This window comes from Sphingobacterium sp. Mn56C (assembly GCF_049319645.1).
Taxonomy (GTDB): domain Bacteria; phylum Bacteroidota; class Bacteroidia; order Sphingobacteriales; family Sphingobacteriaceae; genus Sphingobacterium.
The window spans coordinates 264,898-284,936 of record NZ_JBMOUC010000003.1; the positions used below are offsets into that span (position 1 = coordinate 264,898).

The 20,039-nt window shown below is 42.4% G+C and carries 19 protein-coding genes; 14 read left to right on the forward strand and 5 right to left on the reverse strand.

Annotated features, from left to right (window positions below; translation table 11 throughout):
• Positions 1 to 63 precede the first annotated feature (63 nt).
• Positions 64 to 1,053 (reverse strand): aspartate-semialdehyde dehydrogenase, encoded by a 990-nt coding sequence (locus ACL9RF_RS10715; RefSeq protein WP_422800621.1) that lies wholly within the window; start codon positions 1,051 to 1,053, stop codon positions 64 to 66.
• Positions 1,054 to 1,700: 647 nt separating this feature from the next.
• Between ACL9RF_RS10715 and ACL9RF_RS10720 the strand changes: the two genes are divergently transcribed.
• The 14 genes from ACL9RF_RS10720 (at position 1,701) to ACL9RF_RS10785 (ending at position 17,839) form a co-directional block, all read left to right on the forward strand.
• Positions 1,701 to 2,651: an NAD-dependent epimerase/dehydratase family protein gene (locus ACL9RF_RS10720; protein ID WP_422800622.1), complete on the forward strand. Its 951-nt coding sequence runs from the start codon at positions 1,701 to 1,703 to the stop codon at positions 2,649 to 2,651.
• A 3-nt stretch (positions 2,652 to 2,654) separates the two neighbouring features.
• Positions 2,655 to 3,380 (forward strand): YebC/PmpR family DNA-binding transcriptional regulator, encoded by a 726-nt coding sequence (locus tag ACL9RF_RS10725; protein WP_422800623.1) that lies wholly within the window; start codon positions 2,655 to 2,657, stop codon positions 3,378 to 3,380.
• 180 nt (positions 3,381 to 3,560) lie between these two features.
• Positions 3,561 to 4,784, forward strand: coding sequence for a hypothetical protein (locus tag ACL9RF_RS10730; RefSeq protein WP_422800624.1), 1,224 nt, complete (start codon positions 3,561 to 3,563; stop codon positions 4,782 to 4,784).
• A 45-nt stretch (positions 4,785 to 4,829) separates the two neighbouring features.
• A complete protein-coding gene (locus ACL9RF_RS10735) occupies positions 4,830 to 5,573 on the forward strand; it encodes a DeoR/GlpR family DNA-binding transcription regulator (RefSeq protein ID WP_422800625.1) in 744 nt (247 codons plus the stop codon).
• 48 nt (positions 5,574 to 5,621) lie between these two features.
• Positions 5,622 to 6,986, forward strand: a complete 1,365-nt coding sequence (locus ACL9RF_RS10740) for a flippase (RefSeq protein WP_422800626.1) — start codon at positions 5,622 to 5,624, stop codon at positions 6,984 to 6,986.
• A 14-nt stretch (positions 6,987 to 7,000) separates the two neighbouring features.
• Positions 7,001 to 7,642, forward strand: coding sequence for an FkbM family methyltransferase (locus ACL9RF_RS10745; protein ID WP_422800627.1), 642 nt, complete (start codon positions 7,001 to 7,003; stop codon positions 7,640 to 7,642).
• Between the two features lies 1 nt (position 7,643).
• The gene (locus ACL9RF_RS10750; RefSeq protein WP_422800628.1) at positions 7,644 to 8,558 is read left to right on the forward strand and encodes a glycosyltransferase; all 915 of its coding nucleotides are present in this window, start codon (positions 7,644 to 7,646) and stop codon (positions 8,556 to 8,558) included.
• 2 nt (positions 8,559 to 8,560) lie between these two features.
• On the forward strand, positions 8,561 to 9,313 hold the full coding sequence (locus ACL9RF_RS10755) for a glycosyltransferase family 2 protein (RefSeq protein ID WP_422800629.1): 753 nt from the start codon (positions 8,561 to 8,563) through the stop codon (positions 9,311 to 9,313).
• Entirely contained in the window at positions 9,294 to 9,530 is a 237-nt protein-coding gene (locus ACL9RF_RS10760) for a DUF3820 family protein (protein WP_422800630.1), read from the forward strand. The genes ACL9RF_RS10755 and ACL9RF_RS10760 overlap by 20 nt, the downstream gene beginning before the upstream one ends.
• A gap of 88 nt (positions 9,531 to 9,618) precedes the next feature.
• A complete protein-coding gene (locus tag ACL9RF_RS10765) occupies positions 9,619 to 10,596 on the forward strand; it encodes a rhodanese-related sulfurtransferase (protein ID WP_422800631.1) in 978 nt (325 codons plus the stop codon).
• A gap of 175 nt (positions 10,597 to 10,771) precedes the next feature.
• Positions 10,772 to 11,578, forward strand: a complete 807-nt coding sequence (locus ACL9RF_RS10770; protein ID WP_422800632.1) for an alpha/beta hydrolase — start codon at positions 10,772 to 10,774, stop codon at positions 11,576 to 11,578.
• A 367-nt stretch (positions 11,579 to 11,945) separates the two neighbouring features.
• Positions 11,946 to 13,106, forward strand: a complete 1,161-nt coding sequence (locus tag ACL9RF_RS10775) for an efflux RND transporter periplasmic adaptor subunit (protein ID WP_422800633.1) — start codon at positions 11,946 to 11,948, stop codon at positions 13,104 to 13,106.
• A gap of 83 nt (positions 13,107 to 13,189) precedes the next feature.
• Positions 13,190 to 16,363 (forward strand): efflux RND transporter permease subunit, encoded by a 3,174-nt coding sequence (locus ACL9RF_RS10780; RefSeq protein WP_422800634.1) that lies wholly within the window; start codon positions 13,190 to 13,192, stop codon positions 16,361 to 16,363.
• Positions 16,364 to 16,366: 3 nt separating this feature from the next.
• A complete protein-coding gene (locus tag ACL9RF_RS10785; protein ID WP_422800635.1) occupies positions 16,367 to 17,839 on the forward strand; it encodes an efflux transporter outer membrane subunit in 1,473 nt (490 codons plus the stop codon).
• Positions 17,840 to 17,888: 49 nt separating this feature from the next.
• Here ACL9RF_RS10785 and trmB read toward each other — a convergent pair whose 3' ends face one another.
• The 4 genes from trmB to ACL9RF_RS10805 all read right to left on the reverse strand — a co-directional run bounded on the left by trmB (position 17,889) and on the right by ACL9RF_RS10805 (position 19,989).
• Positions 17,889 to 18,536: a tRNA (guanosine(46)-N7)-methyltransferase TrmB gene (gene trmB, locus ACL9RF_RS10790; protein ID WP_422800636.1), complete on the reverse strand. Its 648-nt coding sequence runs from the start codon at positions 18,534 to 18,536 to the stop codon at positions 17,889 to 17,891.
• Positions 18,537 to 18,616: 80 nt separating this feature from the next.
• Positions 18,617 to 19,126 (reverse strand): hypothetical protein, encoded by a 510-nt coding sequence (locus ACL9RF_RS10795; protein WP_422800637.1) that lies wholly within the window; start codon positions 19,124 to 19,126, stop codon positions 18,617 to 18,619.
• 27 nt (positions 19,127 to 19,153) lie between these two features.
• Positions 19,154 to 19,627: a phage holin family protein gene (locus ACL9RF_RS10800; RefSeq protein WP_422800638.1), complete on the reverse strand. Its 474-nt coding sequence runs from the start codon at positions 19,625 to 19,627 to the stop codon at positions 19,154 to 19,156.
• Between the two features lie 92 nt (positions 19,628 to 19,719).
• Complete coding sequence (locus ACL9RF_RS10805) at positions 19,720 to 19,989, reverse strand: YtxH domain-containing protein (protein WP_422800639.1); 270 nt, start codon at positions 19,987 to 19,989, stop codon at positions 19,720 to 19,722.
• Positions 19,990 to 20,039: the final 50 nt, after the last annotated feature.

Here is a 20,039-nt window from a genome sequence, read left to right on the forward strand (position 1 = left end):
AGCCACCCTAAAATGGGCGGCTTTGTATAGAATTTAGGTTATAAAATTTTACGTATATGCGGATTATATTAATCCTTTTTTAGCTAACACCTCTGCCACCTGAACAGCATTTGTCGCGGCACCTTTTCTAAGGTTATCTGCCACAATCCAAAGGTTAAGGGTTTTAGCTTGCGACTCATCACGGCGGATACGTCCAACAAAAACTTCGTCTTTACCGTGTGCATCTTTTGGCATAGGATATTTCAGATTTGTCGGATCGTCTACCACAACAATACCTTCACTTTGCGCCAATATCTCGCGTACTTCGTTAAGGTCAAAATCGTTTTCAAACTCAATATTTACAGCTTCAGAGTGTCCACCCATTACCGGAATACGAACGGTAGTGGCGGTAACTTTAATGCTGTCGTCTTGCATAATTTTATTCGTTTCCTTAATCATTTTCATTTCCTCTTTGGTGTATCCATTATCCTGGAAAACATCGATATGTGGAATAACGTTTAAGTCAATTTGATATGGGTATGCTTTTTCGCCATCGATACCTGCGCGTTCGTCTTGTAACTGTTGCACCGCTTTAACACCGGTACCGGTTACAGATTGGTAGGTAGAAACTACAACACGTTTAATTTTATATTTCTCATGCAATGGCTTTAATACCACAACCATTTGAATGGTGGAACAGTTTGGGTTGGCAATAATTTTATCGTCGGCTGTTAATACATCTGCATTCACCTCAGGGACGATTAATTTTTTCGACGGATCCATACGCCATGCCGATGAATTATCGATAACAGTAATCCCAGCTTCAGCAAATAAAGGTGCATAGGTTGTAGACGTACTTCCGCCTGCAGAAAACAACGCTACATCGGGTTTTAAAGCAATAGCTTCATCAACAGTAACTACCTTATACTTCTTACCCTTGAAATCAATTTCCTTACCTTTACTTCTCGCTGAGGCTACCGGAATTAATTCTGTTACGGGGAAGTTTCTTTCCGCCAATACTGTTAACATTTCGGACCCAACTAAACCTGTTGCGCCAACTACTGCTACTTTCATGTTTTTAAAATTTAATTTAATATGATTTTCTAAATTTATCCGTTTAAGATTTTCAAACTTAATAAATAAACAACATATTTTTATATAAAAATTATATTTTTCTTAATTTTTACCCCTATATATTACATCAAGCACACCTTTTACAACCATATGATTAACAATTTACTAATTATAAAAGTTATTTATTCCGAATTTTCAATTCACAACACCTGCAATGAGCAACAATAATTCAGGCATAGATAGGATCTACAGAAGAAGTGAATTTTGGAATTAAAATATATATAAAAAACGCCCTGAAAATTTATTTTTTTAGGAGGTATCTTTTGAATCCCATTTGTAATTCTGCTGCAATAGCTGGTTGAAATAAATGCCCTAAAACTATATTCATGTGAAGAAAACCAACATTTCCTCTTCATACCTCTTCCTTAGGACCACACATGTGAGTTTAATCGTAAAAAAAAGACCCTAAAAATTGGGCTTAGAAAATAAGACGTTAAGCGCTCAAAAAAGGGGGCAAAAATGGGACGAAATGGCGGGCAAAAACAGCCGATAATGTGGCTTTTAAGGCGCAGAAACGCCGACAACATGAAATCTGTACCCATGCCAGGGAATTGCTAAAAAGGGTTTAAAAATATATCTTTGTACCGATGAAAGAGACCGTTATTATTTTAGGTTCAAATGGCCAAATCGGAACAGAATTGGCTATTGCGCTACGCGAAAAATTTGGCGTAGAAAATGTTGTCACAACGGATATCAGAGAACCTCAAAATTTAGGTTCCCATGATATTTTCCACCCCATAAATGTATTGGATAAAGAGGCCTTAAAAGCGCTATTTCTAACGTATAAACCTACACAAGTTTACTTATTGGCGGCGATGCTTTCGGCTACTGGCGAGCAGTATCCGCAAAAGGCATGGGATTTAAATATGAATGGCCTGCTAAATGTGCTGGATTTAGCCGTTGAGTTGGGCATAAAAAAAATATTCTGGCCAAGTTCAATTGCTGTGTTTGGCCCACACTCCCCAAAAGTTAATACCCCACAGTATTGTGTGATGGATCCCAACAGTATTTACGGTATCAGCAAACTGTCGGGCGAGCGTTTATGCGAATATTACCATGCTAAATATGGATTGGATATTCGTAGTATCCGTTATCCCGGAATTATATCCTGGAAAACGGCCCCTGGTGGCGGAACAACAGATTATGCGGTACATATCTTTTTCGAAGCGCTGGCAAAGGGTGCTTACCAAAGCTTTCTGTCGGAAAATACAGCCTTGCCGATGATGTATATGAACGACGCTGTGCGGGCTACATTGCAGCTGATGGATGCTCCAGCAGAACAGTTACGTATTCGCTCGAGTTATAATTTAGCAGGAATTTCATTTACCCCTGCAGAGATCGCTGAAGAAATTAAAAAAATTCTTCCTAATTTTGACATGTCCTACGCACAAGGTGACCCTAGACAGGCTATTGCCGACTCGTGGCCGCAAAGTATTGACGATACCTATGCCCAACAAGATTGGGATTGGAGTCTCCATTTTGACCTGCCTGCAATGACCAAGGACATGATCGAAAATCTTAAAAATAACAACTCGTAAACAATGGGTAGAGCTTTTGAATTTAGAAAAGAAAGAAAATTTAAGCGCTGGGCCAAAATGGCGGTTCAGTTTACACGCTTAGGAAAAGAGATTGCTATGGCGGTAAAAGAAGGTGGTCCTCATCCTGAGAACAACTCCCGCCTGAGAACGGCTATCCAAAATGCTAAGGCCGTAAACATGCCAAAAGATCGCGTGGAAGCAGCGATTAAAAGAGCCTCAGAAAAAGATGCTAAGGGGTATGAAGAATATGTATACGAAGGATATGGCCCACATGGCGTTCCAGTACTTATTGAAACAGCAACCGATAACACCAACCGTACGGTAGGTAATGTACGTAGTTATTTTACTAAGGCTGGCGGTTCATTAGGAAAAACAGGATCTTTAGACTTTATTTTCCAACGTAAGTCTATTTTCCGCTTTGCTGCAACAGAGGATTTAGATGTCGAGGAATTGGAATTAGAGCTTATCGACGCTGGTTTGGAAGAGTTATATGTGGAGGCAGATGAAGAAGGCAACGATATTGTTGTGGTACAGACTTCATTTGAAGACTTCGGAAATATGCAACGTTTGCTTGAGGATAAAGGTGTAGATCTTAAATCTGCAAAATTAGAGCGTATCTCCCTGTCACATACCACGCTAACGGAAGAACAGGCTGCTGATGTTCTTAAGATGATTGATAAAATCGAGGAGGACGACGACGTTCAAGCGGTTTACCATAATATGGATTAAAAAATAAGGTTAGAAAAGTAATACCCTTCCTAACAACGATAAGCTACCTTTTGGGGTAGCTTATCGTTGTTTAGAACCTAGCCTATAAACCAAAGCTCACTGCTGCAGCCCAGATCGTTCATCTTTACATGTTCGCGCAAATTAATAGGTTTATGTGTTTACAATTCATTAAATTTGAAAATGCTGAGTTTTGAAGATTTTTTTATTAAGAAAAAAATAGACCTCACCGCCTTACGAATAGCAGATGAATCCCTCTATCGGGAGTTTGAAATGCATTATAAGGCAATGGGTGAAAAAAGTTTTGACCATTCCAAAAAATTTTGGTTCAATCGCTTACGCAAAAATTACAGGCTATCCGAAGAGGTGAAATCTGGTAGTAGTAGCTCTCCCGCTGCTGAAAAAGCAGCTATTAGCACAGCTGCAGTGGATGCAGCAGCGAAACCTGCGGGTTTCAAACCTCGTTTTAAAACCACAGCGGCCATATACAAGGACTCAAAGCCGATTACAGAAAATAATGCCGATAACGATTCGTCAGGAAAATCAGCAATCCTACCGGATAGCTCAGCTCCAGCAGATGCAGCAGCAAAACCTGCGGGTTTTAAACCTCGTTTTAAAGCGGGCTTAACAAAAACTGCCGAATCTGATGCGACTAACCCTGCGCCAGTTACAACGCCAGTAGCAGCAGCACAGGAAACAACAGATACAACGGCTACAACAACTCCTGCAGCAGCAAAACCTGCGGGTTTTAAACCTCGTTTTAAAGCGGGCTTAACAAAAACTGCAGAACCTGACGCGACTAACCCTGCACCAGTTACAACGCCAGCAGCAGCACAGGAAACAACAGATACAACGGCTACAACAACTCCTGCAGCAGCGAAACCTGCGGGTTTTAAACCTCGTTTTAAAGCGGGCTTAACAAAAACTGCCGAACCTGATGCGAACTCCCCTGCACCAGTTACAACGCCAGCAGCAGCAGCACCGGAAACAACAGATACAACAGCTACAACAACTCCTGCAGCAGCGAAACCTGCGGGTTTTAAACCTCGTTTTAAAGCGGGACTCACAAAAACTGCAGAACCTGATGCGACTAACCCTGCACCAGTTACAACGCCTGCAGCAGAAGCACAGGAAACAACAGATACAACGGCTACAACAACTCCTGCAGCAGCAAAACCTACGGGTTTTAAACCTCGTTTTAAAGCGGGCTTAACAAAAACTGCCCCGCCTGATGCGACTAACCCTGCACCAGTTACAACGCCAGCAGCAGAAGCACAGGAAACAACAGATACAACAGCTACAACAACTCCTGCAGCAGCGAAACCTACGGGTTTTAAACCTCGTTTTAAAGCGGGCTTAACAAAAACTGTTAAAAAAAATGATTCCCAAACTCCAGGTGAAGAATAAACTAAAAACAACCGTAATACATAAACCAATATAAACCAACAAATTATGCTAAAAGAAGAAAGACAAGCCTATATCGTTCATCAGATAAACCTGCACAATAAAGTGTTATCCTCAGATCTTAGCATTCAGCTAAATGTATCTGAAGACACTATCCGCAGGGATTTAAATGAATTGGCAGAAAATGGCCAGGTCATAAAAGTATATGGAGGAGCACTTTCCAAGTCTTTCCAGTTTCCGTTTCAGGAGGGCAATGTGTATGCAAAAGAGGCAAAGAAAGAGATTGCGAGTAAAGCACTTTCGCTAATAAGCAGTGGCATGACCATTCTGATTGGAGGAGGTACAACCATGATTGAGTTGGCCCGTTTAATTCCAAATGATCTACAGTGCACCTTCTTCACCATCAGTCCGCTAGTTGCCTTGGAATTAACGGAAAAAGAAAATGTTGATGTTATCTTATTGGGCGGCCGTTTGGCGCGCAACACCAATATTGTGACAGGGGCACAGGTTATCAATGAATTGGCCGATATCCGCGTAGACTTATGCTTACTCGGAACCAACAGCTTATCTTTGGAGGAAGGGATTACCGATTCTGATTGGGAGGTAGTGCAAGTAAAACGAGCGATGATACGCTGTGCCAAAAATCTCGCGATCTTGAGTATAGCGGAAAAACTAAACTCCAATCAAAAAATGCGCGTCGCTCCACTTAAGGAAGTTGGGTACCTGGTTACGGATCTGCATCCTTCAGACCCCTCCCTGAAAGCCTTCGCCGAACAATTAAAAGTTTTATAAAGAGCGGAGCTCTTCTGTCGAAATTTTGCTTACGTTTGTATCCATATCATGCGCATACCATCACTACCCGGATTTAGTACAGAAGCCTTTCAGAAATATTTCAAAAATACAGGCTGGCTGCTGTTAGCACGTGTCGGTACCTTGGGAATAAAGATGATGGTGTCTGCCATTCTTATTCCATTGTACCTTGGCGGCGAGCAAACCGGAGCACTAAACTATCCGCTGATATTTTTCTTTACCGGGATATGTACGCTCGGTACCGACAGCCTTGTTACGCGGCAGCTGCTGCAGCATCCCGAGCAGGAAAACAGGATTATGGGCTCTGCCTTCCGGTTACGCTTATACGGTGGCCTGGTCGCTATACCGCTTATACTGCTTACCTACACCCTTATTGCGCAGTACGCAAGCCACGCTCCGGCAGCTTCATTTAATCAGGTCTGCATCATGACCTTAATATGTTTGGTGCAGTCTACGCAGATTATCGACTCCTACTTCCAAAGTAAGGCCCAAGGCAAATACATCATGTTTGTGCAGGTAATTGCAAACCTCCTGTCGGCAGCGATAAAGGCTGTCCTGGTATGGTTAGACGCCGGCTTAACAGCACTCATCTTTATGCTGGTTATCGATGTCGCCTTGCTGCAGCTAGGTTATATTTTCTTTTACAAAAAAAATGGCTCTTCAATACTACGATGGAGATTCGACCCCAAAATTGCGGTCAACCTTTTGCGGATGGGCTGGCCATTGGCCTTTTCGGCCATCTTTATAAGCTTGTATATGCGCATTGGGCAAACCATGCTGGATGCCTACCAAGGCAATAGTAGCTCTGGGGTTTACTCAACGGTATTACAGTATACGGAAAGCTGGTATTTTGTGGGCGTTGCTATATGTACGTCCCTATTCCCGGCCATTATGAATTTCCGTAAAAATCAGCCTGACCTGTACCTAAAGCGTATGGCAAATCTATACGATCTAATGGTTGGCATCAGTGTTTGCATCGCCTTAGGTATCACCCTCCTGGCACCGCATCTGTTCGACTTTATCTACAGCACAAGGCCTGAATTTTTAATTGGTGCATCCGCCTTGGCCGTAAATGTATGGGCTGGAGTTTTCGTATTTCTAGGCTTAGCCAGTGGGCAGTATCTTATTGCCGAAGGACTAACACGCATTACGCTGCTACGCACCCTCATTGGCGCCATAGCCATTATTTTGCTCAATATTTACCTTATACCGCGCTACGGTATTATGGGTGTAGCCTATGCCAATGTTATGGCACAGTTTATGTCGACCTTTGCACTATTGCTCTTCAAACCTACACGCTATCAAGGGCTTCTGTTAGTACGCGCTTTACTTTTTATTTCACTTTTTAAATTTTTTTACAAAATCCTTTTCAAAATAATTGCTAAGTTTAGGTAACTAACCAATTACGCATGAAAAAACAGGGTTCTTATCAAACGTTATTTAACGCACGCATACTTCGAGGACTGCTATCCTTAAGTGCAAAAGGTTATTTTATACAGACGGGATGGCTTCTCTCTTATAAAAAAAAGCAGGCATTAGCACTAGACAACAGCCCTATTCCCTGGCTTACCTACTCTTTTTTGGATTTTCTAGATGGCCGCTTAAAGGCCAATATGCGCTTGTTTGAATATGGCGCCGGAAATTCTACCTTATATTTTTCTAAAATTGTTAATTTTGTACGCAGTATAGAGCATGATAAGGCTTGGTACGAGCAGGTAAAAGCATCTTTCGCAGAAAATGTGCATATTTCCTTGCTCCCCTTAACAAATCAGGTCTATGAAAAAGCTATCCTTGCCGAAGAGGGCTATTTTGATATCATCCTTATCGATGGCAGAAACCGAGTGGCTTGTATTAAAAATGCCATACAAAAATTAAGCCCGCAAGGGGTTATTATTTTAGACGACTCGGAAAGAACGAAGTATGGCGAGGCCTTTACGTTTATGCATACCGAAGGTTTTAAACAGCTGCCCTTTTCTGGTATCGCCATCGGAGCTATACATAGAAAATGTACGACAGTTTTTTACAGATCCAATAATATTTTAAATATTTAAAATGCCCACTACCGCCCCTATTGTATTATTTGTATATAATCGACCTAGACATACACGCAAAACATTAGCTGCTTTGGAGCGTGCCATATTAGCTGCCGACAGCCATGTAATTATATTCTCTGATGGCGCAAAAAGTGCGTCTGATGTCGACAACGTAAATAAAGTAAGGGCACTAATCGCGGAACCATGGCACTTTCAAAAGGTCAGTATTATTGAACGGGAGAGAAATTTTGGCCTTGCCCAAAACATTATATCAGGGGTAACACAGGTTATCGAGAGGTATGGTCAGGTCATTGTATTAGAAGATGATTTAGAAATCAGCACCTATGGCCTTCAGTACTTTAACGACGCGTTGGAAACCTACCGTACACAGGAGCAGGTCATGGAGATCAGCGGGTATATGTACCCGGTAAAAGATGCAGATCAGCTGCCCGAAGCATTTTTTTTCCGCGTCGCCAATAGCTGGGGTTGGGCAACCTGGGACCGCGCATGGAAGCACTTTAACCCCGATATTGAAGCCCTGACAAAAGATTTTACCAAGGCAGACATAAAACGCTTTACCCTAGACCATAGCGAAAACTTCTGGAAACAGGTGCAGCAGTTTAAAGCCGGTAAAATTAACTCCTGGGCTATACGATGGTATCTTTCGATATTTAACCAACAGGGTTTGGTTTTATACCCACGGCAGTCGATGATACAGAATATGGGCACCGATGGGTCTGGCACGCACTCCGACGCCGACACGGTATACCAGGTGGAGCTTGCCAACAAGGCACTTACTGCTTTCCCAAAAGAATTGGAAGAAAATACCGCTGCTTATCAAGCGATTCAGTACTTTTACAAAAATCGCAAGGGCTCGCTGTTAGAGCGTAGTATCCGTTATGCAAAAAAACGCTTGAAAAATATTGGAATGTAATTGTGTTGGAACCCAAAATATCTATTATCACCATTGTATACAACAATGTCCGCGACATTGAATATACCCTACAGTCTGTTGTGCAACAGACTTACACTAATATTGAATATATTATTATCGATGGCGCTTCTACGGATGGCACCATGGCGGTTATAGCGCGCTATAAGAACTATATTACCACCCTGATTTCTGAAAAGGATAAGGGCATCTATGATGCCATGAACAAAGGCTTGGCTTTAGCTACCGGCGACTATGTTCTTTTTCTAAATTCTGGCGATGCTTTATACGATAGCGACACCCTAGCAACGGTGGTTTCCCGCGGCAATCAGGCGGATATTATTTATGGTGAAACAAAATTAGTCGATGAAAACCGAAACATTATCGGCGACCGCAGACATAAGGCACCACGGCATTTCAATTGGCAGTCTTTTCAGTATGGGATGTCGATATGCCACCAGGCAATTTATGTTAAACGCAATATTGCCCCTGCCTATGATCTACAGTATCAGCTGTCCGCCGATATCGATTGGGTAATACGGTCGGCCAAGGCTGCGAAAAGTAGCCAATATGTAGACCATTATGTGGCCCGATACCTTGTTGGAGGGATGTCGCAAAAAAGACATCAGCAAAGTCTGCAGGAGCGGTACAGCATCTTCAAAAAACATTACGGCAGTTTCCGCAATATCATTAACCACGGCATTATTGCCCTCCGTTTACTCTTTTACCGCATACGTCATGGCAAAACCAGAGAATAACAGCTTAAATCCGGAAATATTGGTAGCCTTAGCCAATACCAAAATGCCTTTTGGCAAATACCAGGGCTGGTTATTATGCCGTTTACCCGAATCGTACCTGGTATGGTTTAACCAGAAAGGCTTTCCGGCAGGTAAATTAGGAATGCTGTTGGCCACATTATATGAAATAAAACTGAACGGTTTGGAATACCTGCTTAACCCCTTAATCAAAAAGTGATTGCCGTCCATATTTATTTCTTCAATTTGCTTATCTTTGTCGAATAATTTTACCATTAAACGCCGTTTGCAGCGGTATCAATGCACATATGACACACTATCAAACTTTGCTGTACTACTGTTACAGCCCTATCGAAAATGCAGAGAAATTTGCTGAAGATCATTTAGAATTTTGTAAATCTCTAGGACTTTTAGGCCGTATTATCGTTGCCGATGAAGGTTTAAATGGCACCGTTTCAGGTACTGCAGATGCCTGCAAATCTTATATGGATGCCATACATGCAGATCCACGGTTTGCTAAAACTGATTTTAAAATCGACGATGTTGCAGAGCCGTCATTTATAAAAATGCACTGCCGTTATAAACCCGAAATTGTACACTCTGGTTTACGCGATCCTAAGGTTATCGACCCGAATATTCAAACAGGTGTACACCTGGAGCCGAAAGAGTTTCTGGCGATGAAAGATAGCGACGACGTTGTTGTTCTGGATGTACGATCAAACTACGAGCATAATGTCGGGCACTTTAAAAATGCCGTTACCCTTGATATCGATAATTTTCGGGAGTTTCCAGAAAAGATTAAAGAGCTGGAACAATACAAAGGAAAAAAAATATTGACGTACTGTACAGGTGGTATCAAATGTGAAAAAGCTTCGGCCTTACTTTTAAAAGAGGGTTTTGAGGATGTTTACCAATTGCATGGCGGTATTATTAAATACGGCAAAGAGGTTGGCGGACAAGATTTTGAGGGGCAGTGTTATGTCTTTGACAACCGCGTTACCGTAGACGTTAATTCGGTAAACCCCAATATCGTTTCAACCTGTAAAAACTGTGGTAAAACCACCTCCAAAATGATTAACTGTGCCAACCCCGTTTGTAACGAGCACTTCACGCAATGTGATGCATGTGGTTGGGAGATGCAAGGCTGTTGTTCGGATGCTTGTAAAGAAAACCCTAATAACCGTACATATGATGGTACCGGATACTATGTTAAGGTACCGCAACCGGTAAACGCAGATAAAATCTCGAAACGTAAGCATAAAAAGATTGTAAAATCTGAAGCATAATATAGAGGCTGTATCCGCAAGTAAATTGGATACAGCCTTTTTTTAGGTACCGCCGGTACCGTAACCCTCCTCAGCCACTGCACCAATTTATCGGGGACTATTTAATTTAGTCAAAGGGGATAAGTTTACCATAGTTTTGTTATATTTAAGCTGAAATAAACCTAAACGCTATTTTATGTATGCCAAATTCCTCTTTGTACTCTTTTTGGGGCTTTCGCCGTATCTGACTTTTGCACAGCCGTACCAAACTATTACCGATATCTATTACGGCACTGCAAGCGATACAGATGCCTACAAAAAAGAGCGATGCAAACTTGACTTGTATATGCCTACCGCGCAGAAAGGCTTCGCTACAGTTATTTGGTTCCATGGCGGCGGCCTCGAAGCTGGGAATAAGTATATACCAGAAGAACTTAAAGAAAAGGGCATTGCAGTAATTGCCGTAAATCATAGGCTTAGTCCTCATACTGAAGCACCAGGATATTTGGAGGATGCGGCAGAAGCCGTGGCCTGGGCATTTTCTCATATTAGCCTTTACGGCGGCGACGCGTCCAAAATATATGTATCAGGGCATTCTGCCGGAGGATACTTAGCCCTAATGGTGGGCTTAGATAAGCGGTACCTCCAAAAATATGGCGTCGATGCGAATAAGATTAGGGGACTGGCGCCAATTAGTGGGCAAACGAACACGCATTATACCATTAAAAAGGAACGCGGACAGGATATAGCTATCCCGCAGATTGATCTGTATGCCCCCATAACTTATGCCCGTAATGATGCCCCACCGATTTTATTGATTACTGGGGATCGGCTGTTGGAACTGCCCGCACGCTATGAAGAGAATGCACACTTAGCCGCGGTATTAAAACAGGTGGGACATCGGCAAACTAGACTGGCACAGCTTGAGGGATTTGATCACGGCGCAATTTATGGTGCAGGCTCTTTGTTAGTTCTTCAATGGATAAAAGAACTTGAAAAATAAATTAATCCGTTAGTAACGAAATCAAATAACAAGTGTTATTTTCTTTTAAATTAATTTACGGGACATATTTTTCGCCAGCAAAACCGCTAATTTTTAGGATTTTCAGGGATAAATTGCCTGTTTTATGATGTATTGATGTTTTAAATCCCGCGTACCGGAGTTTGGTTTTTTATTTTTACACGGCCTTTAAAAATGGACCTATACCACTAAAAACAAGCGGTTTAAATTCCATTTGCCTGCGCAGCCAAAGTGTGAAAAAACCTTAAAATTAAGCGAATGGCACAATAATTGGTTTAAAATGACGTAATAAAGAAGCTCAATGTAACATAAGAGTTACAAAACAAAGTTTACATATTACATAACCACTATGTTTAGACTGCAGAAAAAAATTATTAGAATACTTGTTATATCGACAATTTTAGGAAGCGCTATTGCCCAGATAGGCTGCTCTTCGGGGCTGTCTAAGAACCATGAAAATAAGGTTAAACCTTTGGCATTACCCGTATACCAAGTTAAAAGAACAGATGCCGTTACGGTAAAAGATTATATTGGCACTATAGAAGGAAAAGTAAACGTAGAGATACGTCCTCAGGTGGAGGGTCTTTTGCAGGAGATTTATGTGGATGAGGGTGCTTATGTGCAGAAGGGGCAAAAGCTATTTAAGATTGACCCTTCGACTTACCAGGAGAGCCTTAACAATACCATTGCCACCGAGCAGGTTGCAAAAGCTAAACTAAAAAATGCAAAATTAGAAATCGACCGTTTAAAACCTTTGGTGGAAAATGACGTAATTTCCAGCGTCAAACTTGCCGCCGCAGAATCGGATTACCAGGTGGCGAAAGCTACACTAGATCAGGCGTCGGCAGCAGTGCGCAGTGCCCAGATAAGCAAGGATTTCACGATTATTACAGCACCAGTTAGTGGCTATATCGGTCGTATTCCGAAACGTATAGGAAACTTAGTCAGCAAAGGGGATAAGGAGCCTTTAACCTTCTTATCCGATATACAGGATGTGTATGTTTACTTTGCGATGAACGAATCTGACTACCTGTATTTCTCCAAGGCCAAAGCCAAACAGGACAGCCTTGCCGGTATTGTATACAACCAGCATAATAAACTTACCTTTCCAGAGGTAACCTTAGTGTTGGCCGATGGCGAGGAGTATCCTAAAAAAGGGATCGTCGATGCTGTAAACGGACAGGTAGACCGCACCACAGGCGCTATATCGCTTCGGGCGACCTTCCAGAATCGGGATAATATCCTTCGCTCCGGAAGTAGTGGTACGTTAAAGGTTACCGAAATCAAGAAGGATGTTATTCAGGTTCCTCAGATTGCAACCAATGAATTGCAAGACCGTACGTTTGTATATATACTAGATTCCAACAATAAAGTGCAACGACGGAATATCCGTATCGTGGGCAAAAGCCAGGCCAACTATATCGTGGCCGAGGGCTTGGAAGAAGGAGATCGTGTGCTCACATCTGGTTTTGACAAACTTACCGATGGCTCGACCATCACTCCTATTTAATCGCTAAATCATGTTTTCACGGCTTTGCTGCATCCCCAATGGATGTGGCAAGGCTTTATATTGTCTACAAACCGTAAATACATATGCTTAAAACGTTTATACAAAAACCTGTACTCGCCACCGTAATATCCATACTCTTGGTATTGTTAGGGATTGTAGGCCTAAAGATGTTGCCTGTTACCCGGTTTCCCGAGATTGCACCTCCGAGTGTTATCGTGTCGCTAAGTTACCCGGGTGCAACAGCCGAGACAGTAGCGAAGTCGGTGCTACTGCCCATTGAAGAGGCCATAAACGGTGTCGAAAATATGACCTATATTAAGTCGTCGGCAAGCAACTCTGGCGCGGGTTCGGTTCAAGTTTTCTTTAAAACGGGAACAAACCCAGAGATTGCCTCGGTAAATGTACAAACGCGTATATCTAAGGCCATAAGTTCCATTCCTGCCGAGGTCAACGAGTCGGGAATTACGGTGATGCCGCGACAGAGTGGTGTTATTATGACCATCAATCTATTCTCCGACCATCAAGATAGCGCATACGACGAGACCTTTCTGCAGGCTTATGCGCAGATTAACTTAATGCGCCCCTTGCTGCGGGTCGACGGTGTCGCGCAGGTGTCGCGCCTTGGCGCCCGCGATTATGCCATGCGTTTATGGTTGAATCCCGAAAAGCTGGCTTTGTATAATCTTGTGCCTAAGGATGTGCTGGATGCTATCAAGGACCAGAACTTTGAAATTGCTCCCGGAAAATTCGGCGAAACTTCGGATGAGGCCTTTGAAACAGTTATTAAGCATAAAGGGCGTTTAAGTGAACCCGAGGAGTTTCAGAATATTGTTATAAAAACCAATAAAGACGGATCGGTATTGTACCTCCGCGACATTGCCCGCGTAGAGTTTGGTGCAACTAATTTAAGTAGCGACAACCAGGTGAATGGCTTTCCAGGCCTTACACTAAATCTTACTCAAACGAGTGGTTCCAATGCGCATGATATTGATATAGCCGTTCGTAAGGTATTGGAAGAGCAGGCGAAGACATTTCCAGAGGGTATTCATTATGAGGTAACCTATTCTGTTCGCGACCAGATCGATGCTTCCATCAGTCAGGTAAAACATACCTTATTTGAAGCATTTATCTTAGTATTTATTATTGTCTTTATCTTTTTACAGGATTTTAGGTCTACACTTATACCCGCGATTGCCATTCCGGTATCGTTGGTGGGTACGTTTTTCTTCCTGCAGCTATTTGGTTTTTCCTTAAATGTATTAACCATGTTTGCCTTGGTGTTGGCCATCGGTATTGTGGTGGATGACGCCATTGTCGTGGTCGAAGCCATACACCAAAAGATGCACGATACTGGCATGAAGGCTAAAGCGGCTACATTAGCTACAATGTCGGAAATTACAGGAGCTATTTTATCCATAACGATGGTTATGGCTGCTGTCTTTTTGCCGGTAGGCTTTATGGAGGGCCCGGCAGGAATATTTTACCGCCAATTTGCGTATACCCTGGCGACAGCGATTTTTATATCGGCTATCAATGCCTTAACGCTGAGCCCTGCCCTCTGTGCTTTGCTGTTAAAAGCACCAACCCATGGCCATGGGCATGGGCTGGATGCTACGGGTCTACCTAAAAAGAATAGGGTTGCACAGTTTAAAGACCGCTTTTTCCAACACTTCAATACCTCCTTTGATAGACTAACCAACAGGTATATTTCTGTGGTCCGTTTTTTAATAGCCCGCAAATCGTATGCTTGGACCGGTCTCTTTGTATTAACGGCGTTGGGTGTGTTGTTAATGCTGCGCTCGCCAAAGAGTTTTATCCCTACCGAGGATGATGGTTTTGTAACGTATGCATTGGCTATGCCGCCAGGCGCATCGCTGGCCCGTACCACCGAGGTACTACACCGTGCGGATAGCATCTTAAAAAAACGGGAGGATATCATGGGTATGACCACCGTATCGGGTTATAACGCCCTTGATGGTGGCTCGAGCCCTGCTTTTGCTGCCGGGTATATTAATTTATACCCGCATGCTGACCGCAAGAAAATAAAAAATATTCAGGCCTTTATGGATACCATACGGCAGGATTTAGCGCAAATTAATGAAGCTAAGTTTACGGTGTTTCCGAGACCAACAGTGCAGGGCTTTGGCGATTTCGCCGGCATAGAAATGGTGTTGCAAGATCGTATGGGGGGCGATATCCGCAGCTTTAATACCATCGCAGATACCTTTATCAATGCATTGAATGAGCTCCCACAGATTGAATCGGCCTATACTTCTTTCAAGGCTAACTTCCCGCAGTATGAGGTAAATATCGATGTGGTTAAAGCAAAGTCCCTTGGCGTAAGTATTAATGTGCTCATGTCGACCATACGTTCGTATTTTGCGCGTGTGCAGGCGGGGGATTTCAGCCGCTTTGGCCGACAGTACCGTGTGTATGTGCAATCGGACTTCGATTACAGAAAAGATCCGGAGTCTTTTAATTCTATTTTTGTACGGAACAATGAGGGTAAAATGGTACCTATAAACACGGTATTAACGCTGGAAAAAGTTGTAGGCCCCGAAACCATTACGCGTTATAATTTGTATAATTCTATTGCGATAAATGTTACGCCGGCAAAGGGCTTTAGTACGGGCGATGCTATGCAGGCTATTCAGGAGCATGCCGAGGAGAAGCTACCGGGAAACTATGGTTTCGAATGGACGGGTATGAGTTTTGAAGAAAGCCAGTCTGGATCGCAAACGGCTTTAATATTTGTGCTCAGTATCTTGTTTGTTTATTTCTTATTGGCCGCGCAGTATGAAAGTTATATCTTACCCTGGGCCATCTTATTATCGGTACCTGTCGGTTTGCTGGGGGTATATACGACGATCGCCTTGGTCGGACTGCAAAATAATATTTATGTGCAGGTAGGCCTTATTATGCTGATTGGACTATTGGCAAAAAATGCAATTTTAATTATTGAGTTTGCCTTACAGGAACGTCAGAAGGGCGCTTCATTGGTAGATGCAGCCCTAAATGGTGCCAGGCTGCGCTTGCGCCCTATTCTTATGACAAGTTTAGCCTTTATCGCGGGTTTGGTGCCTTTGATGTGGACTGTAGGGCCTTCGGCCATTGGTAACCACTCGATCAGTTTCTCGGCCGCAGGAGGCATGTTGTTTGGCGTCGCCTTTGGCATTTTTATTATCCCCGTTCTGTTTATCGTATTTAAAGGGTTGGACGAAAAAATAAAAGAAAAATTACAAGAGGAGGAGGATTAACGTATGAAAAAATATAACACATTACTACCCCTTTTGGGTATTTTAACCATTTTGATCCTATTACATGGTTGTAAGGTGGGGCAAAAATATAAACAACCGCAGCTACAGTTGCCCGAGCGTTTTCGAACGGATAGTACCCTAACAAACGCGGATGATACGCTGGGTATTGCGGAAATAAAATGGCGGGATTTTTTTCAGGATAGTACCTTAATAGCCCTTATCGACTCGGCGCTACATTTTAATTACGACATGAAAACAGCGCTATTGAATATTACTATTGCACAACGGCAGTTGCTCCAGAATAAGGCCAATTACTTCCCTACGGTGACGGCTGATATCGCCTCGGCAAATAAGCAATGGCGGTCGTCTGATTTTAATAGTGGTCCTTCTACGCGCTGGTATGGGCATAAAGGAAAGGATGCTCCCGAGGATATGTATACCTATGTATCGCAATTTGGTACGCAGTTAAATTTTAGCTGGGAGCTGGATATCTGGGGCAAAATCAGCAACAACAGCGATAAGCTGAATGCGGCATACTTAAATACCCATGAAGCGCGGAAAGCCATACAGACAAAGCTGATTACGGAGGTTGCTCAGGGCTATTTTAACCTGCTGATGTTAGATGCTAAAATTGAGGTAGCACGACGCAATGTGCAGTTGAACGACAGTACATTACATATGATACAGCTGCAATATGCATCAGGAGAAATATCGGCTTTGGCGATACAACAAACTGAATCGCAGCGCTTATTAGCCGAGTCGCTGGTGCCTGAACTGGAAAAACAGATGCTGATACAGGAAAATACTTTACAGCTGTTAACCGGCCGCCTACCGGACCGGGTATCGCGTATCAAAGACTTTGACGGCATCTTTGGCAATAAGGAAAATTTTGACCTTTCCTTAGGCTCGCCTGTGGCTATTGTACGCAATCGCCCTGACATCCGTAGTGCTGAGCTGGCCCTAATTTCGGCAAATGCCGATGCCAATATCAATCAAGCCCTGCGTTACCCCACACTGGCCTTAGGTGGTGCATTGGGTGTCAATGCCATGCTTCCTAAAAATTGGTTCAATATACCGGGGGCGCTTTTAGGGAATGTGTCCGGAAGCCTTACCGCTCCGATATTCAAAAATAGAACCTTAAAAACCAATTATGAGGTTGCCAAATTAAACCGGGAGAAGGCAGAGCTTGGTTTGCAGCAAACGGTATTGGAAGCCGTAAACGAGGTATCCAATGCGATTATCACCGTCAGCAAACAGCATCAGCAATTAGACTATGCCAAGAAAAGAGTGAATAATGCACAGCTGGCGGTACGCAATGCTGGCCTTTTATTTCGCAGTGGTTATGCAACCTACCTGGAGGTTATAACTGCACAGAGTAATGCCTTAAACAGTGATTTGGCTTTGGTAGAGTTGGAGCAAAAGCAATTGGAAGCGTATGTTAACCTATATCGATCCTTAGGGGGTGGCTGGCAATAAAATAACTAAAAAGGAGCTTCATCCTATACAAAGCTCCTTTTTAGTTGGCTTAAAATGTGAAAGACACGTAATTTATATTTTTATCTACGGCGAGGTATTTTCTCTCGTAATATGTTTTTATGGACAACACGTCGTCGACCAGATCAGAATGATATAGGTCTGTTGTTTGTTTACGTACAGGCAGCTTTAAGGCCTCAATCTGCTCCATGGTGTAGGCATAAAAACCATCGCTATCGGTTTTTAAGTGCATAATACCGTTATCTTTTAAGATATATTTATAACGCTCTAAAAACTTAGGATTGGTCAGTCTTTTTTTCTCACGACTGTCTTGTGGCTGCGGATCCGGGAAGGTAATCCAAATTTCAGCAATTTCTTGTGCCGCAAAATGCTCCAAAATCGTTTCAATCTGAATACGTAAAAAACCAACATTCGAAATGCCCTCTTCCAAGGCCGTTTTGGCACCACGCCAAATTCTGTTTCCCTTATAATCTATTCCAATAAAATTATAATCCGGAAATTGCTTGGCAAGGTTTACCGTATACTCGCCTTTACCACAGGCTAGTTCTAAGATTAAAGGCTTATCGTTTCCAAAAAATTTTGACGACCATTGGCCTTTATATTCTTTTCCGGCATCCAGTTGAACTACATTTTTAAACGTAGAAACCTCCGCAAATTTTCTTAATTTATCTTTACCCATACTAAAATTTATGAGGCAAAAATAAGAAAACTAAAGGAGATTTAAGACCCGATAGCGCTAGATTTCAGCGCTAAGCTAAGCTAAGATTTCTCGTTGGGGGTAACACCGAAGTTAAAGGCAGCATCCTCATCTTTCAGAGCATCCATATCTTTATGCTTTTTTTTATTCTTTTTAGGTCTAATAAAATTAGCGACTTTACTTAATACCGAATCGACCCGATCGGTCGTAACTTGACTTGCAGCACTCTCGGAAGCCAGCAGTACAAGTGATTTTTTTAACCAGCCTGCATTTTTAAGCATGGTTCTATTCAGTACCAAGGGCAGCCCCAGTTGCATTATACGTGTAAGCCAGTCGCGTTTACCGCCAGCAGTGGGCTTATTTATGGCCCCTAAGGAAGAAGCAATGCCGCGTACTATACCCACCCCAGGGACATTAGATAGTATATTATTAACAACACGCCACGGCGTCTCCACCTTTTCAGCCAATAGTCTATATTGATCGGAAAGATAAGCCTCCTGCTGTGTCTTAAGTACACTCAACCGAGCAATTTCAGCTCTTAACTCACGCATGTTATTAACTTTAACCTTCATAATAATAAATCCTCTATCTTAAAATAATTAGGGTGCAGTATTCTCTTTAGCCGCTTCAGGCGTAGGGTTAGGGTTAGGGTTATGGTTATGATTATGGACCGAAGTATCGGCATCGGATGCCTTAGCATCTTGCGGATTTAATTCCGCTTCATCATCACTCAATTTATGCAATATTTTTTTTATCGAAAGGTCCATAAATTTAGCTTCCAATTTAGGTTCTATAGCACGAATGATAACTAAAAGCAGCATAAATATTCCTGCAGTAGCTAAGAATCCTAAAGCATTGCTATGCAATAATTCGCCTAGAAAAAAGCCTAAGGCTAGGGAAAGAAAAAAGACAATCACTAAGCATAACACCAACTTGGTTATATCCAAAACTATGGCACCGATTAAGCGCGAGCCTTTAGCAATAACTTTAAGTTTTATAAGTTCCAGCTGGGTATCTAAATACTCCTTGGTTTTTTGGAAACTCCCGGATAATGAAAATTTTTTATCGTCCATTCAAAAGGCCTTTAAATTATGCCACAATACCGTTATATACCGTACTGTGGCATACTATATTAAAACAACTATTACACAGATTCAAGCGCATGTTAAGCATGCTCTTCAATTTCATCTTCGATGATCGACTCTGCATGCGATAATTTTCCTTTTAACGTAGCAACAATCTTTTCTTTAAAATCGTTCAACTGATCGAATTGCTCTTCTGCACGTTCTTTAAGTGCATCACCTAAATCAGCCAATGAATCATTGATCTTTTCTCTTGTTTCAGTTCCTTTTTCTGGAGCAAACAACACCCCCAATACAGCTCCTGCTGCCAAGCCAGCTAATAATGCTGTTACAATTTTTCCGCTATCCTTCATTTTTTTATAATTTAATATGTACGATTTCTTAAGTAAACGCGTCACTATAA